The sequence below is a fragment of the Paraburkholderia sp. 22098 genome, assembly GCF_052045935.1.
Lineage (GTDB): Bacteria > Pseudomonadota > Gammaproteobacteria > Burkholderiales > Burkholderiaceae > Paraburkholderia > Paraburkholderia caledonica.
Genome location: NZ_JBQEPV010000003.1, coordinates 79,214 through 94,196, shown reverse-complemented (window position 1 = coordinate 94,196; position 14,983 = coordinate 79,214). Strand labels below are relative to the sequence as shown.

At 64.2% G+C, this 14,983-nt stretch carries 14 protein-coding genes and 1 riboswitch; of the genes, 13 read left to right on the top strand and 1 reads right to left on the bottom strand.

Annotated elements, in window-relative coordinates; translation table 11 throughout:
* The first annotated feature begins 251 nt into the window (after positions 1 to 251).
* Positions 252 to 962, top strand: a complete 711-nt coding sequence (locus ACTJLB_RS07080; RefSeq protein WP_440782883.1) for a DUF4136 domain-containing protein — start codon at positions 252 to 254, stop codon at positions 960 to 962.
* A gap of 69 nt (positions 963 to 1,031) precedes the next feature.
* Here ACTJLB_RS07080 and ACTJLB_RS07075 read toward each other — a convergent pair whose 3' ends face one another.
* Positions 1,032 to 1,604 carry a TMEM165/GDT1 family protein gene (locus tag ACTJLB_RS07075; protein WP_440782881.1) on the bottom strand — a complete coding sequence of 191 codons (573 nt, stop codon included), beginning with the start codon at positions 1,602 to 1,604 and terminating at the stop codon, positions 1,032 to 1,034.
* Between the two features lie 11 nt (positions 1,605 to 1,615).
* Positions 1,616 to 1,832, bottom strand: a riboswitch (yybP-ykoY riboswitch).
* 519 nt (positions 1,833 to 2,351) lie between these two features.
* Between ACTJLB_RS07075 and ACTJLB_RS07070 the strand changes: the two genes are divergently transcribed.
* The 12 genes from ACTJLB_RS07070 to ACTJLB_RS07015 are packed head-to-tail and all read left to right on the top strand — an operon-like array spanning position 2,352 to position 14,980.
* The gene (locus tag ACTJLB_RS07070) at positions 2,352 to 3,158 is read left to right on the top strand and encodes a beta-ketoacyl synthase chain length factor (protein WP_440782880.1); all 807 of its coding nucleotides are present in this window, start codon (positions 2,352 to 2,354) and stop codon (positions 3,156 to 3,158) included.
* A complete protein-coding gene (locus ACTJLB_RS07065; protein WP_020069034.1) occupies positions 3,142 to 3,936 on the top strand; it encodes a lysophospholipid acyltransferase family protein in 795 nt (264 codons plus the stop codon). The genes ACTJLB_RS07070 and ACTJLB_RS07065 overlap by 17 nt, the downstream gene beginning before the upstream one ends.
* On the top strand, positions 3,911 to 4,210 hold the full coding sequence (locus ACTJLB_RS07060; protein ID WP_020069033.1) for a phosphopantetheine-binding protein: 300 nt from the start codon (positions 3,911 to 3,913) through the stop codon (positions 4,208 to 4,210). The genes ACTJLB_RS07065 and ACTJLB_RS07060 overlap by 26 nt, the downstream gene beginning before the upstream one ends.
* A gap of 3 nt (positions 4,211 to 4,213) precedes the next feature.
* Entirely contained in the window at positions 4,214 to 4,465 is a 252-nt protein-coding gene (locus tag ACTJLB_RS07055) for an acyl carrier protein (protein WP_020069032.1), read from the top strand.
* Positions 4,465 to 5,133: a hypothetical protein gene (locus ACTJLB_RS07050; protein WP_440782879.1), complete on the top strand. Its 669-nt coding sequence runs from the start codon at positions 4,465 to 4,467 to the stop codon at positions 5,131 to 5,133. Before ACTJLB_RS07055 ends, ACTJLB_RS07050 begins: the two co-directional genes overlap by 1 nt.
* Positions 5,130 to 6,842 (top strand): AMP-binding protein, encoded by a 1,713-nt coding sequence (locus ACTJLB_RS07045; protein ID WP_440783096.1) that lies wholly within the window; start codon positions 5,130 to 5,132, stop codon positions 6,840 to 6,842. The genes ACTJLB_RS07050 and ACTJLB_RS07045 overlap by 4 nt, the downstream gene beginning before the upstream one ends.
* Entirely contained in the window at positions 6,842 to 8,578 is a 1,737-nt protein-coding gene (locus ACTJLB_RS07040) for a glycosyltransferase family 2 protein (RefSeq protein ID WP_408488299.1), read from the top strand. Before ACTJLB_RS07045 ends, ACTJLB_RS07040 begins: the two co-directional genes overlap by 1 nt.
* Positions 8,565 to 10,178, top strand: a complete 1,614-nt coding sequence (locus ACTJLB_RS07035) for an HAL/PAL/TAL family ammonia-lyase (RefSeq protein WP_440782878.1) — start codon at positions 8,565 to 8,567, stop codon at positions 10,176 to 10,178. Before ACTJLB_RS07040 ends, ACTJLB_RS07035 begins: the two co-directional genes overlap by 14 nt.
* The gene (locus ACTJLB_RS07030) at positions 10,175 to 10,615 is read left to right on the top strand and encodes an acyl-CoA thioesterase (protein WP_408162344.1); all 441 of its coding nucleotides are present in this window, start codon (positions 10,175 to 10,177) and stop codon (positions 10,613 to 10,615) included. The genes ACTJLB_RS07035 and ACTJLB_RS07030 overlap by 4 nt, the downstream gene beginning before the upstream one ends.
* Positions 10,606 to 11,286: a LolA family protein gene (locus ACTJLB_RS07025; RefSeq protein ID WP_408162345.1), complete on the top strand. Its 681-nt coding sequence runs from the start codon at positions 10,606 to 10,608 to the stop codon at positions 11,284 to 11,286. The genes ACTJLB_RS07030 and ACTJLB_RS07025 overlap by 10 nt, the downstream gene beginning before the upstream one ends.
* Positions 11,286 to 13,799 carry an MMPL family transporter gene (locus ACTJLB_RS07020; RefSeq protein ID WP_440782877.1) on the top strand — a complete coding sequence of 838 codons (2,514 nt, stop codon included), beginning with the start codon at positions 11,286 to 11,288 and terminating at the stop codon, positions 13,797 to 13,799. The genes ACTJLB_RS07025 and ACTJLB_RS07020 overlap by 1 nt, the downstream gene beginning before the upstream one ends.
* Complete coding sequence (locus ACTJLB_RS07015; RefSeq protein ID WP_088175286.1) at positions 13,796 to 14,980, top strand: beta-ketoacyl-[acyl-carrier-protein] synthase family protein; 1,185 nt, start codon at positions 13,796 to 13,798, stop codon at positions 14,978 to 14,980. The genes ACTJLB_RS07020 and ACTJLB_RS07015 overlap by 4 nt, the downstream gene beginning before the upstream one ends.
* The last annotated feature ends 3 nt before the right edge of the window (positions 14,981 to 14,983 follow it).

The following is a 14,983-nucleotide window of genomic DNA, read 5'->3' as shown; positions in this document are numbered from 1 at the left end:
TCTGTAGTGATGGGACTCGAGCGGCCGGCGCACGAAGGCGTGTGAGCCGGGCTTGTCGAGCCATTGTACAAAGCCTCGGCGAATCGTGCGGAGCGAACTTTCGACCGTTCCCAACGCGCCGCAAGGCCGGCGCGCGAGCGGCCGTCCAGACAAACATAGGGCCACGCGGCGGGGCCCGGAACGTGAGGCCTGGCCTACGGTCTACGTACAATACGAACCCGAGCCGACCCAAACGCTTCACGAGGTAGACCATGAAAACGAATCGATGGACGCGCCGCGCCATGCTGCTGCTGGCGGCGCTGACCGTGCTGCTGTCCGGCTGCACGACTTATGTGACGACGCAGGTCACCGCGTTCTCCGACTGGAGCGGCGGCGACGCGACGCGCACCTACGCGTTCATGCGCGAACCCGATCAGCGGAACAATCTCGAACTGACCACGTATGAGCGCATCGTCGCCAATGAACTGGCCACGCACGCGTTTCGCCAGGTGGACGGCGCGCAGGCGCGCTATCTGGTCGGACTCTCGTATGGAATTCGCTCGGACGTGGTGACAGTGGCCGAGCCGGTCTATTACAACCCGTGGCCGGCGCCTTACTGGGGGTGGGGGCGTCCGTACGATCCGTGGGGGCCATGGGGACCGTTTCCCGCCGGATACGTGAACCAGAGCTATCCGATCTTCACGCATCTGCTCGGTGTTCGGATCACGGAGAGCGCGACCGGCAAGGAGGTCTACAACGTGACCGCGCGCAATTCGGGCGGCGAGTCGTCGCTGGTGAGGGCCATGCCGTATCTCGCTCGCAGCGCGCTCGCAGACTTCCCGCTCGGCAATGGCGTTGTGCGTACGGTCAAGATTCCGCTAGGCACCGGCGCAGGCGCTCCGAACGAAACGCCCGTGCCCGCCGCTGCACCGGCATCGGCAATGGCGCCCGCGCCCGCGTCCGGCGCAAAAGCCGCGCAGTGATGCAGCGGTGACGGAGTGGTGAGCGCGGCGGCGCGCAATCCGGCTGGCGCCCGGATCGCGCGGTTCGCTTCAGATTCCTGCGCCGAACAGCGCCATTGTCCCAAGAACGACGAATAGCACGGCGGCGATGCCATGCACGACGCCGGTCGGCAGACGATGAGCGAAACGGTCGCCGAGCACGATCGCCGGCACGTTGGCGATCATCATGCCGAGCGTGGTGCCGGCCACCACGCCGAAGAAATCGTGAAACCGCGCGGCCAGCGCCACCGTCGCGATCTGCGTCTTATCGCCCATCTCCGCCAGGAAAAATGCCACGACAGTTGCGCCGAAGACGCCGAGGTGGGTGCGGTTCGTGTTGGCCTCGTCATCGGCTAGCTTGTCGGGCACGAGAATCCACAAACCCATGCCGATGAACGAAATAGCCAGCGCCCAGCGCATCACGGTCGGCGTGAGCAGCGAGCCGAGCCACGCGCCAAGTGCGCCCGCGCCCGCGTGATTGACGAGTGTCGCCGCCAGCACGCCCAGAATAATCGGCACCGGCTTCCGATAACGCGCGGCAAGCACGAGCGACAGCAATTGCGTCTTGTCGCCGATCTCGGCGAGCGCGACCGCTCCGGTCGAAATGAGAAAAGCGTGGATCACGTTGTTTTGAATTCCCGGGCCGAGATTGAACGAGCGACGACCCACGACACGCCGGGCCCAATTGCGGCGGGGTGTGGGTCATCGGTCTCGCCAGGCCTGAGGCTGCGGCTGCCATGGCCGTGACGGCCAAGTCTGTTGACAGGCGCCCCCGCGAGTTCGCGTTCCACGAGCCCGGCCTGCTTGCCGGACGAACGCGCTGCGGGGCGGCTACTCCCCAATGAGGGGCGGATTATAGCAGGCGCGGCATGACGGCCGCAGCGCCGACCCTTGCATCGGCCGGCAAAATGAATGTATTGAAGTGCAACAGCCTTCGCAGAAAGTTTATTGAAAGTTTCAAGCGGCTTTTAACGTAAGCCGCGTTGCGCAACACTGCAATCCGACAGGAAAACACACCGCCATAGGTAGATTCCCAAGCGTCCCTTGAAACGTCCGCGAAATCCAATATGGCCTGAACGGCACCGTGGCAATCGCGACACGGATACAGATGGATACGTCTTTTTTGGCTGATTTAAACGAAAATCTTCAGTATGATTCCGGCCACTGCGGGAGCCGGAGCCAATTTATAAGGTCGATTGTCAGAGGCACCTAAATAATCTGGCCGAAGTGCCGTTAATTTCGGTGAACCTACAAAAAGACTGATCGACCCGCGGCTGGAGTTGCCGGTCCGCGCGGCGCGCATACGCTATGAAGGCTGCGTGTTCCGTCAGGCGCTTCAACCTCTCCCTGCTTCTACGCGCGAACACCGATATGCCCGATCCGCACTGGACCATTCCGGTCGCTCGCTGGTCTAGCTGGCCTGCCGCCGCTTCTGCCGCACCCGACATCGGCTTTATCGAGCCGATCGTGCGGCGGCGTCTCAGCACTCTGTCCAGAGTCGCGCTGAAGGTTGCGCACGATTGTGTCGGCGCCGACGAGGCCCGCGTCGTGTTCGCCTCGCGGCACGGAGAATTGCGCCGCACTACCGACATCCTCCGCGCAATCAGCTCCGGCGAGCCCGTTTCGCCGACCGCCTTCAGCCTCTCGGTGCTCAACGCCATGACGGGCGTGTTCGGCATTGCGCGCGGCGACCGCTCGGCGGCGAGCGCGATCTCCGCCGGGCCCGAAACGCTCGGCTATGCGCTCCTCGAAGCCTATGCGCAATTCGCGACGCAACCTGCGTCGCCGGTATTGCTCGTCTACGCGGACGAGCCCGCAGATCCCGCATACGGCACCATCGAAGACGAAGTCCAGGGCGGCGCGATCGCTATTCTGCTGAGCAGCGAAGGCGCGTTGGGCCATCTCGTGTGCGCGCGATCCTCGGCTGTCGCCCCGGATACCGCGCGCGCAGTCGGCCAGCGCGACCCCTGCCCGACGGCTGAAACAAGCGTAGCGCCGGGCCACAGTGCGGCAACAGGTGCAACTGGCGCGGCGCAACCGCCCGATACCGCCGAAGCGGAAACGCGCTTCGCCACGCAAAGCCAGGCGCTGCTGCACTGTCTCGAAACCGGCAAGCCGGCGGCCTGGCAGGGCGCCGGCGCCCTCTGGCATTGGGGATGGCATGACTGCACGGCTTGATTACGCCTGGCGACTCTTTGCCACCGGCATGGCGTTCGTCGTGTTCGGCATTTGCGGCGTGCTATTTTCTGTGCTCGTGTTTCCGCTCGCGTGGCTGTGGCCGCATCGCGCGTCGCGACAGTTTGCAGTGACGGGCGTGATCCACTGGTTCTTCCGCGCGCTTGTCGCCGTACTGCAGCGCATCGGCGTGATGGAGCTCGAAGTCTCGGGCGTGGATGCGTTGCGCGCGCGCACACCGTCCATCGTGGTAGCGAATCACCCCACGTATCTGGACGTGATGGTGCTGCTCTCGCTCACGCCGCATGCATGCTGCGTCGTGAAAAACGCGCACTGGAGCAATCCGTGTTTCTGGGGCATCGTGCGCTCGGCGGAATACGTCAGCAATGTCGATCCCGCCGAACTGGTCGAGGCCGGCGCGAGGCAGCTGGCCGCGGGCTATACGATGATCATATTTCCGGAAGGCACGCGCAGCCCCGCGCCGAACCGGTTGCATGCGTTTTCGCGCGGTTTCGCGCATATGGCGTTGAAGGTCGGCGCGCCGATCGTGCCTGTGCTGATGGATTGCGATCCGCCCGCGTTCACGAAGCAGATGCGCTGGTACCACGTGCCCGCGCGAGCGTTCCGCATGCGCGTGAACGTGCTGGAACCATTGGGCGTGGACCAGCTCAAGGCAGACGACACCACACCGGCTCTCGCTGCGCGCAGCGTGACGAGTGCCGTCGAAGCACACATTACTCAGCACCTGTTCGATTATGGATTCTTTAAAACTGGAAATTAAGCAGCTCCTTATCGAAGCACTCGATCTGGAAGACCTGAGTCCCGCCGATATCGACGACGACGCGCCGTTGTTCGATACCGACGGCATCGGTCTCGATTCGATCGACGCGCTCGAAATCGGCATCGTGCTGCGCAAACAATACCAATTGACCATTGCGGCAAACGACGAACGCACGCGCGAACACTTCCGCTCGATCAGCACGCTGGCCGCGCTGGTCGAGAGTCAGCGCGAAGCGGCGCACGCTGCGAACGAAACCAACAGAAAAGGGGAATAAATCGTGTCCGAGGCAGAGATTCTTGAACGCATCCGCGCCATCTTCAAAGAAAACTTCGCAATCGAGCCCGAGCGCGTGACGCCCGACGCCCATCTGTTCGAAGACCTCGATCTGGATAGCATCGACGCCGTCGATCTCGCGATCAAGCTGCAGGAAATGACCGGCCGCCGAATCAAGCCCGAAGAGTTCAAGTCGGTGCGCACGGTCGGCGACGTGATCGGTGCTGTCGAATCCCTGCTGGCGGCCCAAGGCTGATGCCGGCAGTGCGCTCGGGAACGCCGGTGGCTGCGACTGAAGCGCCTGCTTCCGGCGCCTCGTCCACCGGCGGGCGTCATTGGGTCAAGGCAGTCGTGCAAGTGCTGGTGAAGCTCGCCTATCCGGCGTTGATCCTGTGCGCGTGGCGGTGGGACACGCCGCGTTATGTCGGCTGCATGCTGTTCGCGATCCTGTGGTTGCAGCGCTGGGCCGGCAGCGGTCCGGTCGCGACATCGCTGCGCCGCCTTTCCGCAATCGACTGGACGGTGGTCGGCTTGCTCAGCTGCGCGTCGGCGGCAATCGTGTTGACCAACAGCGAGCTGTTGTTGCGCCTGTATCCATCGCTCGTCAATCTCGGACTGCTGATCGCGTTCGGCGCGACGCTCGTGCACGGGCCGTCGATGATCGAAAAGTTCGCGCGCCTCGGCAACCCCGATCTGCCACCGGGCGCAGTGCGCCATACGCGGCGCGTTACTCAGGTGTGGTGTGTGTTTTTTCTGCTGAACGGTGCTTTCTCCGCTTATACCGCGCTCTACTGGAGCCGCGCGAGCTGGTCGCTCTATAACGGCGCGATTGCTTACGTGCTGATCGGTGTCTTGCTGATCGCCGAGGTCATATGGCGCTACCTCGTGGTGCTGCCGCGCGCCGCGCGTTCGGAGGCGGCATGATCGCGTTGCACGACCTGTTGTCGACTCCGTTGAGTACAGCGGCTGCCGCTACGCCGGTATGCCGCGATCGCGGTTTGCTGCTCGATCGCGCCGCATTTCGCGCGCGCGTTGCGACGCTGCGGGCGGCCGTGCAGTCGCAGGCGGCGCAACGCTACGCATTGTGTATCGACGATCCGTTCGATTTCGCCTGCGCGTTATTTGCGCTGTTCGCATGCGGCAAGGAGCCGGTGATTCCTGCGAACGCGACGCCCGGCTATCTCGCCGACCTCGCCGATGCGTACGACGTCGTGCTCACCGACGCCACGCTGGCGCCGCATGTGCAAGCCGCCGCCGCCGCCGACGCCGCTCAAGCTCTGGGCGCACATATCGACCCGCAAGCACCGCTCACGCTCTATACGTCGGGGAGCAGCGGCCGGCCCAAGCCGATTCGCAAAACGCTCGCGCAGTTCAACGCCGAGGTGCATACGCTCGAAAAGCAGTGGGGTGCGCTGGTCGGCGACGCGACGATGCTCGCGAGCGTCCCGCATCATCACATCTACGGTCTGCTGTTTCGCGTGATGTGGCCGCTGGCCGCCGGCCGCGCATTCGACCGTGAGATCAGCATCGAACCGCTGCATCTGCAAGCGCAGCTCGCGCAGTGCGGCGCGGCGGTGATCGTGTCGACGCCCGCGCAGTTATCGCGCTGGCCTGCGCTGCCTGGCTTCACCGGATTGACGCCCGCACCGCGCGCTTTTTTCTCGTCGGGCGGTCCGCTCGCGCTCGAAGCCGCGCACGAATATGCGGCGGCTTACGGCGCTGCGCCGCTCGAAATCTATGGCAGCACTGAGACCGGTGGCATTGCATGGCGCCGCCAGGATCAGACGGATGCATGGCAACCGGTGACCGGCATTGAAGTGCGCCGCGACGAAGACGGTGCGCTCAGCGTGCGCTCACCGCATCTGGACCACAACGGCTGGCATCGCACCGACGACCGGATCGCATTCGACGAGCAAAGCCGCTTCCGTTTGCAAGGGCGCCTCGATCGCGTGATGAAGCTCGACGGCAAGCGCGTGTCGCTGCCGGAACTTGAAGCGCGCTTGGCGCTGCATCCATATGTCACGCAAGCCGCAATCGTGCCGCTCGAGGGCGGCGTGCGAGAGCGCGTCGGCGCTGTCGTCGCATTGACCGAAGCGGGTAATAAAGCATTGCGCGACGAAGGCCGCGTGCTGCTCGCGAAAACCTTGCGCCGACATCTCGCCGATTATTTCGACGTCGTCGTGTTGCCGCGTCACTGGCGCTTTCGTCTCGCGTTGCCGTTCGACGCACGCGGCAAGCTGCCGGTCTCGGCGGTCGCAGCGACGTTCGAGCCGCGCGCCGAAGGCGTCGAAGTGCTGGCCGAAGCGCGCGGTGGCGACACCGGAGAGACACTGCATTACGAGTTGCGCGTGCCCGCCACGCTCACGCATTTCGCCGGCCACTTTCCGGGCTTGCCGATTCTGCCGGGCGTTGTACAGATCGATTGGGCGATGCGTCTGGCCGCGGAGCAACTGCCTTGCGTGCGCGGTTTCACGTCGATCGATCGATTGAAGTTCATGGCACCGGTTGGGCCGGGCGCGGTGCTCAAGCTCACGCTCGCGCACGATCCCGCACGTCAGCGCGTGCAGTTCGCGTACCGGGCGAACGAGCGCGAATGTGCGTCGGGCGTGATCGTCTATCGGGCGGACGCATGATGAACTTCGCTCCCTGCATCGTGATCCCGATCTACAACCACAAAGACGCAATTGGTGCGACCGTCGCGCATCTCGCGGTGCACGGCTTGCCGATTTTTGTCGTCGACGACGGCAGCGACGAGGCCACGCAGCAGGTGCTCGCGCAACTTGCGCGAGAGTACGCGGCGCAGCTCACGTTACTGCGCCTGCCCGTCAACGGCGGCAAAGGCGCAGCGGTGATGGCGGGGTTGCGCGCCGCGCGCGACGCCCACTACACGCACGCGTTGCAGATCGACGCCGACGGCCAGCATGACGCCACCGACGTACCGCGCTTCATCGAAGCGGCGCGCGCCGAACCGGGTGCGGTTATTCTCGGCCGTCCCGTCTACGACGAGAGCGTGCCGAAAGCGCGTCTCTACGGCCGTTATCTGACGCATGTCTGGGTGTGGATCGAAACGCTTTCGCTGACCATTCGCGATTCCATGTGCGGCTTTCGCCTGTATCCGCTTGCGCTGGCTTGCGATCTGATCGACAGCGTGCAGTTGCCCACGCGCATGGACTTCGACATCGAAATTCTCGTGCGTCTCTATTGGCGTCGCGCCGCGTTCCGCGCGATTCCCACGCGCGTCACCTACGCGAGCGACGGCGTTTCGCATTTCGACGTGCTGTGGGACAACGTGCGCATCAGCCGCAGCCACACGCGGCTCGTCTGCGGCATGCTGGCGCGTCTGCCCATGTTGCTCGCGCACAAGTTCATGCCACGGCGTGCCGCGCCAGCCGATACACGAAGCAAACAAAGCGGTAGCCCTGAAGCGCAGGACTGGTGGCGTATTGCCGAACGTGGCAGTCATCTGGGCATGTCATTGCTCGCGCTCAGTTGCAAGCTGTTCGGCCGCCGCTTCACCGGGCTGTGGCTGCATCCGATCGTTGCATATTTCCTTTTGACCGGACGTGCCGCGCGCGAGGCCTCGGCGAATTACTTCAGGCGTCTGCACGAAGCCGAACCGCGCGGCGATACGCCTCGCCCAGGCTGGCTCTCCGCGTATCGTCACATGCTGGCATTCGCCCAATCGGGCTTCGACAAGCTCGCCGCGTGGTCCGGGCGCGTCAACAATGCGGACGTCCAGTTCGAAGATCCTTCGGCATTCGAAGCATTGGTCGCGAGCGGCAAGGGCGCGCTTGTTATCGGCGCGCATCTCGGCAATCTGGAGATGACCCGTGCGCTCGCCGCACAGGGCGCGTATGCGAAAGTCACGGCAGTCGTCTATACCGAACATGCGCGCCGCTTCAACAGCGTGCTGGCCTCCGCGAATAGCGAGTTCACGCGGCACCTGCTGGAAGTCGCGGACTTCGGGCCCGAAACCGCGATGATGATGCAGGAGCGCGTCGACGCGGGCGAGTTGCTGGTGATCGTCGGCGACCGTGTGCCTGCGCACGAAGCCGGCCGCACCACCGAGGCGCGTTTCCTCGGCGCGACTGCGCCTTTCGCGCAAGGTCCATATGTGCTCGCGCATGCACTCGGCTGTCCGGTCTACCTGTTCTTCTGTCTGAAAGAACACGACGGTTATCGTCTTTATTTCGAGCCGTTCGCCGAGCGCATCGAATTGCCGCGCCGCGAACGCACGCAGCATCTCGCGGCCTGGGCGCAGCGTTATGCAGTGCGTCTCGAACATTACTGTCGCAAGGCACCTTATCAATGGTTCAACTTCTTCGATTTCTGGGCTCGCCCCAAGCGAGACGCGAATGGCCGAACATGACCTGATCGACGCGCCGGATGCCGGCGCGCATGCGGCTTCCAACGGCGATAGCCACGCGGCTCGCGTCGTGATCGGCGGGCGCAAGCTGAGTATCGAAGAAGTCGTCGCGATTGCTCAGCATCGCGCGCCGGTTGCGTTGAACGCGGACCCGGCATGGCGCGCCCGTATTCAACGCGGCGCGGATTTTCTGCGCCGCCATCTTGCCGCGGGCGAGACGGTCTACGGCGTCAACACCGGTTACGGCGACGCCTGTGTGGTGGACGTGCCGATGGAGCTCGTCGAAGCGTTGCCGTTGCAACTCACGCGTTACCACGGCTGCGGCATGGGCCAATATCTCGACGATGCACAGACGCTCGCCGTCATCGCCGCGCGTCTGAACTCGCTCGCCTATGGTTTCTCAGGCGTGCGGCCGGTATTGCTCGAACGCCTCGCGGACCTCGTCAATCATCGCGTGCTGCCGCGAATTCCCGCCGAAGGTTCGGTCGGTGCGAGCGGCGATCTGACGCCGCTCTCGTATGTCGCCGCAGCACTCGCGGGCGAACGGGAAGTCATGTTCGAAGGACGTCTGCGCGACGTGCGTGAAGTGTGGAACGAACTCGGACAAACGCCGCTTACGCTTGCGCCTAAAGAAGGCCTCGCACTGATGAACGGCACAGCGGTGATGACCGGCCTCGCGTGTCTGGCGTTCGCTCGCGCGGATCATCTGACCCGGCTCACTGCGCGCCTGACCGCGCTTTGCACCGTCGCGCTCGACGGCCGCGCCGCGCATTTCGACGCCACGCTCTTCGAGGTGAAGCCGCACGCCGGCCAGGCGCAAGCAGCCGCATGGATACGCGACGATCTGGAGGGCCGCGACGATACGCCCGGCCACCGTTTGCAGGACCGCTATTCGATCCGCTGCGCGCCACATGTGATCGGCGTTGCGCGTGATGCGCTGAGCTGGGTGCGTCGCGATATCGAAAACGAACTGAACAGCGCAAACGACAACCCGCTGATCGATCCCGACAACGAGCGGGTACTGCACGGCGGCAACTTCTATGGCGGTCATATCGCATTCGCGATGGATTCGCTGAAGGTCGCGGTCGCCAATCTCGCCGATTTGATGGACCGGCAACTGGCGCTCCTCGTCGACGTCAATTTCAATAATGGCCTGCCGCGTAACCTGACTGGCGCCGCGCCCGCGCGCGCCGCGATCAATCACGGCTTCAAGGCCGTGCAGATTTCGTCGTCCGCGTGGACTGCCGAAGCGCTCAAGAACACGATGCCCGCAAGCGTGTTCTCACGCTCGACCGAGGCGCACAATCAGGACAAGGTCAGCATGGGCACTATCGCCTCGCGCGACTGTTTGCGCGTGCTGGAGTTGACCGAGCAGGTTGCCGCCGCGCATACGCTTGCAGCGGTTCAGGCTGCGCGTTTGCGCTTGCGCCTCGACAGCGCGAAGCCGGTGCCTGCGGCGTTGCGAACGTTCATGGAAAACGTCGGCGCGCAATCGCCTTTCGTCGACGAAGATCGCGCGCTCGAACACGATTTGCGCGCGCTGACTGCGCGCATTGCCGCATGCGGGTTGTTGCAGGATTATCGCGGAGGGCCGCAAGCATGAGCACGACGGAAAGCGTGACCCGCAAGGTACTGAGCGCGAGTGCAATAGTGGAGGTGCCGTTCCACGACGTGGATGCGATGAATGTGTGCTGGCACGGCCATTATCTGAAGTACTTCGAGATCGGCCGTGCGGCGCTGCTGCGCGCATTCGATTACGACTACCGCGAGATGCAGGCGTCCGGTTATCTGTGGCCGATCGTCGAAGCGCATCTCAAGTATGTTCGCCCGGCTACGTACGGTCAGAAGATCGACGTGCGCACCCAACTGCTCGAACACGAAAACCGCCTGAAAATAGGCTACGAAATTATCGATTGCGAATCGGGCACGAGGCTCACCAAGGGCTATACGATCCAGGTGGCGGTCGACGCCGCCACGCAAGAGTTGCAGTTCGTGTCGCCGCCGGTGGTCTTCGAGAAACTGGAGCGTGTATGGCGATAACGAATTCCGGCGTGCGATTGTTGAGCGGGCTGCGCGCCTGTGCATTTTCGTTTGCGGTGGCCAGCGCGTTGAGCGTACCGGCGTGGCCGGTGTGTGCCGCGTCTACAGACGGCAATCCCGCGTTGGTCTCGCAGGTCGCATCGCATCTCGCTCAAGCCAAAGGGGTGCGCGCGCAATTCACGCAAACGCAGACGCTGGCCGCGATGAAGCAGCCGCTCGTCAGTACCGGTTCCTTGTTGTTCCTGCGTGAGCGCGGCGTGATCTGGCGTATCGACACGCCGTACAAAGCCACTTATGTCATCACCGATGCAGGCGTCGCCGAAATCAATGCCAACGGTCAGCGCGTCACGGCGCACAGCGCGCAAGGCACGCGCGGCGTCGCGCAAGTTTCGAAGATGATGCGTGCAATGCTCGGCGGCGATCTGTCCGCACTCTATTCCCAATTCGACGTGCAGGCCGAGGGCAGCGCCGCGCACTGGCGCATGCAGCTGACGCCGAACCAGCCGCAGCTTGCGCAGTCGATCAAAGGTTTGCAGATGAGTGGCGGAGACTTCCTGCAGAGTTTGCGTATCGCGCTCGCCAACGGCGATACGACGCAACTCGAATTCAGCAAGAGCGAGGCGGTGAGCGAACCGGCCGCGGCCGAACGCAGTCTGCTCGGGGCGCCCTGATGGACCTCCTGCAACACAGGTCCGCGAAAAACGCTTGGGGCATGCGCGCCGCGTGGCTGCTGCTTGCGCTCGTCGCGGCGCTGTATTGCGGCTGGCGTTTTTCCGGACCGTCGCCGTTGCAGACGAATCTGCTTGCGCTGCTGCCGGCAACTGAGGCAGATCCGGTCGCCGAGAAAGCAGTCGATACGCTGGCGAGCGCTCTGGGCGACCGCACGGTCTTTCTCGTCACCAGTCACGACGATGCGCACGCCAAAGCGGCGGCAAAGCAACTTGGCGCTTCGCTGCAAAAAAGCGGGGCGTTCGCTTCGGTGACGGCGGAGTTGCCGCCATTCGATCTGTCGCAGATTACGGCGCTGTATCTGCCATATCGTTTCGGCTTGCTGACGCCTGCTGACCGCGCGGCAATCGCGGGCAGTAAGGCGCCCGACGCCGCGTTGCGCGACGCGCTCGCCCAACGCATCTATAGCCCGGTGCGGGGCGGACTCACCACGTCGCTCGCCGACGATCCATTCGGCTGGCTCGAACACTGGCTCGGCAATCTGCCGCTCGCCACATCGAATCTCGAACTCGAAGACGGGTTGCTGGTATCGCATCAAGACGGGCATCAAGGGGCGCATCAAGACGGGCAACAAGGCGCTGCGACGAGCGTACTGATCGTGGCTACGCTGCCAGGCTCCGCTTATGAAACCAAAACGCAGCACGCGGTGCTCGCGGCGCTGTCGCAAGGCGAAAGCGCGTTGAAGCAGGCATTCCCCGACGTGTCGGTCGCACGAACCGGCGCCGTGTTCTACGCCGAGTCGGCGCGCAGTGCATCGGAACGCGAAGTGCATCTGATCGGCGTCGCGTCGCTCGTCGGCATCGCGCTGTTGATGATGTGGGTGTTCCGCTCGCCGCGTCTGCTCCTGCTCGGCTTCGTCTCGACCGCGCTTGGCATCGTCTGCGCGCTTGCGGTGACGCTGCTCGTATTCGGCAAGCTGCATCTGCTGACGCTCGTATTCGGCGCAAGTCTGATCGGCGAAGCTGTCGACTATTCGATCCAGTATTTCGTCGTCTATCTCGGTGCCGGGCGCGATTGGGACGCGCGACGGGGCGCACGTGCGGTGCGTCCCGCGTTGAGCGTAGCGCTTGCCACGAGTCTGCTTGGCTACGCGATTCTCACGTGGGTGCCGTTTCCCGCGCTCAAGCAGATCGCGTGCTTTGCGATGGCAGGCATCGTGACGGCGTTCGCCTCGGTGATGTGGCTGTTGCCCGCGTTGCTGCCGCACACGCCGAAGCGCAGTCCCCGGCGACTCTTCGAACGCTCGGCGCGTTTGTTGAGCGCGTGGCATCGGTTGATCGGCGGCAAGCGCGCCTGGATCGTCGCGGCGCTGTTGCTGATCGTCGCGATTCCCGGCTGGTTGCGTCTCACGAGCGACGACGACGTTCATCTGCTGATCCAGCGCGACCCGTCGCTCGTCGCGCAAGAGGACAAGGTGCGCAACGCGGTGGGGATCGACAACAGCGCGCAGTTTTTCGTCGTGCGCGGTGAGACGCCGGAGTTCGTGTTGGAGCGTGCCGAAGCGCTGGGTGCAAAACTCGACGCACTTGGCGGCACGCCGAACGGGGTAGGCGGTTATCAATCGGTCGTGCAGTTCGTGCCGTCCGCGCAGCAGCAGAGCAGAGACCGCGCGTTGCTCGCGCAGCATGTGTTCGACGACACGGCGGCATTGCGCGCCACGTTGCTGCAAGCGGGCTTCAAGGACGAAGTCGCCGACGCGTGGATCGCAGCGGAAAAGAATGCGCAAACGAAACCACAATCTCTTCTGACCGTCGACCAGTGGCTTGCCGCGCCGTGGTCGCAACCATACCGACATTTGTGGCTCGGCCAGGTCGATGCGGCGACGAAAGCGTATGCCGCCGTCGTGATTCCGCAAGGCGTGACACCGCGCAACGAGGCCGCCTTGATCGCGACCGCGCGTTCAGTGCCAGGCGTGGCTTTTGTCGATAAGGCCGCAAGCGTGTCGAAGCTGTTCGGTGCGTATCGCGTGGACAGCGGCTGGTGGCTCGGCGGCGCGCTGACATTGGTGCTGATTCTGCTGATCGTTCGCTATGCCCGAAAGCAACCGGACTCGGGGCATGCCGCGAACGAAGTGCCGCTCGCATACCGCATGCGCGGCGGCATCGCTGTGACGCTGCCCGTACTGCTCGCAGTAGGCGTCACGCTAGCGGTATTCGGCTACGCCCGTGTGCCGCTCAATCTGTTCAACTGGCTGGCGCTCATGCTCGTGCTCGGCGTCGGCGCGAACTACGCCGTATTTCTGCGTGAAGGGTGCCTGCGCACGGACGCGGATCTCGGCGCGGTGTGGACGGGCGTGCTGCTTTCGGCCGCCACCACGCTGTTGTCGTTCGGCATGCTCGGCATGAGTGCGATGCCTGCGTTAAAGAGTTTTGGCGCGACGCTCGCGCTCGGCATTGCGGTCTCGGTGCTGCTCGCGCCGATCGGCATGCCATCGGAATCCAGGAGGGCCGCATGAAAGCGCCACCAGTTTATTTGCACGCGCTTGGCATGATCAACGCGCTCGGCGGCGACCTCGACAGCATCGTGCCGGCGCTCGCCGCGAGCCACGCGCGAGGCATGGCGGCCGTGCATACGGGCATCGGCGACGCGTTTGTGGGCAGCGTCCTGACGCCGCTCGATCTCGCTCCGCCCGCCGATCTCACGCGCTACGACTGCCGCAATAACCGCTTGCTGCTCGCCGCGCTCGCGCAGATCTCGCCTGCCGTCGACGCCGCGCGCGAACGCTACGGCGCGCATCGGATCGGCGTGGTGCTCGGCACCAGCACATCCGGTATCGAAGCGGCTGAGGCCGCGTTCGTGTATCAGGCGCAAGCGGGCGACTTGCCGGCGAACTTCAACTACCGGCAGATGGAAATCGGCACGGCCGCGCCCTTCGCGGCGGCGGCACTCGGCTTGAAGGGCCCAGCGTTTACGATCTCGACGGCCTGCACGTCGAGCGCGAAAGCGTTCGCGTCGGCCCGGCGTCTGTTGCAATTGCAGATGTGCGATGCGGTGGTGGTGGGCGGTGTCGATTCATTGTGCGAACTGACGGTGCAAGGGTTTGCGTCGCTCGAATCGACCAGCGGCGAGCGCACCAATCCGATGAGCCGCAATCGTTGCGGCATCAATGTCGGCGAAGGCGCGGCCGTATTTCTGATGAGCCGCGACGAGGCGGCGGTGCGCCTCGCGGGTGTCGGCGAATCGAGCGACGCGCATCATATTTCGGCCCCCGATCCGCAAGGCGTGGGTGGCGAAATGGCGCTGCGCGAAGCAATCGCGGATGCGGGCATCGCGCCGTCGTCGATTGGTTATGTGAACTTGCACGCCACGGCCACGCGCAAGAACGACGAGATGGAAGCGAACCTGATGTCGCGTGTGTTTCCCGACGGCGTCGCGACGAGCGGCACGAAACCGCTGACCGGCCACCAACTGGGCGCGGCGGGCGCGACCGAACTCGGCTTCGCCTGGCTCACGCTCGCGCGCGACGACGTTGCACTGCCACGCCATATCTGGGACGGTGAAGCGGACCCCGCGCTGCCCGCGCTGGAACTCGTCGAAAGCGAACGGTTTTTGCCGCGCGGCGAGGGCGCTCAATACGTGATGAGCAACTCGTTTGCGTTCGGCGGCAGCAATGTCAGTCTGATTCTTGCACGGTAAGGC

Bases quoted from the DNA above. Each gene is read 5' to 3' on its own strand.
- ACTJLB_RS07080 (WP_440782883.1), top strand. From the start codon at position 252: ATGAAAACGAATCGATGGACGCGCCGCGCCATGCTGCTGCTGGCGGCG.
- ACTJLB_RS07070 (WP_440782880.1), top strand. From the start codon at position 2,352: ATGCCCGATCCGCACTGGACCATTCCGGTCGCTCGCTGGTCTAGCTGG.
- ACTJLB_RS07065 (WP_020069034.1), top strand. From the start codon at position 3,142: ATGACTGCACGGCTTGATTACGCCTGGCGACTCTTTGCCACCGGCATG.
- ACTJLB_RS07060 (WP_020069033.1), top strand. From the start codon at position 3,911: ATGGATTCTTTAAAACTGGAAATTAAGCAGCTCCTTATCGAAGCACTC.
- ACTJLB_RS07050 (WP_440782879.1), top strand. From the start codon at position 4,465: ATGCCGGCAGTGCGCTCGGGAACGCCGGTGGCTGCGACTGAAGCGCCT.
- ACTJLB_RS07045 (WP_440783096.1), top strand. From the start codon at position 5,130: ATGATCGCGTTGCACGACCTGTTGTCGACTCCGTTGAGTACAGCGGCT.
- ACTJLB_RS07040 (WP_408488299.1), top strand. From the start codon at position 6,842: ATGAACTTCGCTCCCTGCATCGTGATCCCGATCTACAACCACAAAGAC.
- ACTJLB_RS07035 (WP_440782878.1), top strand. From the start codon at position 8,565: ATGGCCGAACATGACCTGATCGACGCGCCGGATGCCGGCGCGCATGCG.
- ACTJLB_RS07030 (WP_408162344.1), top strand. From the start codon at position 10,175: ATGAGCACGACGGAAAGCGTGACCCGCAAGGTACTGAGCGCGAGTGCA.
- ACTJLB_RS07025 (WP_408162345.1), top strand. From the start codon at position 10,606: ATGGCGATAACGAATTCCGGCGTGCGATTGTTGAGCGGGCTGCGCGCC.
- ACTJLB_RS07020 (WP_440782877.1), top strand. From the start codon at position 11,286: ATGGACCTCCTGCAACACAGGTCCGCGAAAAACGCTTGGGGCATGCGC.
- ACTJLB_RS07015 (WP_088175286.1), top strand. From the start codon at position 13,796: ATGAAAGCGCCACCAGTTTATTTGCACGCGCTTGGCATGATCAACGCG.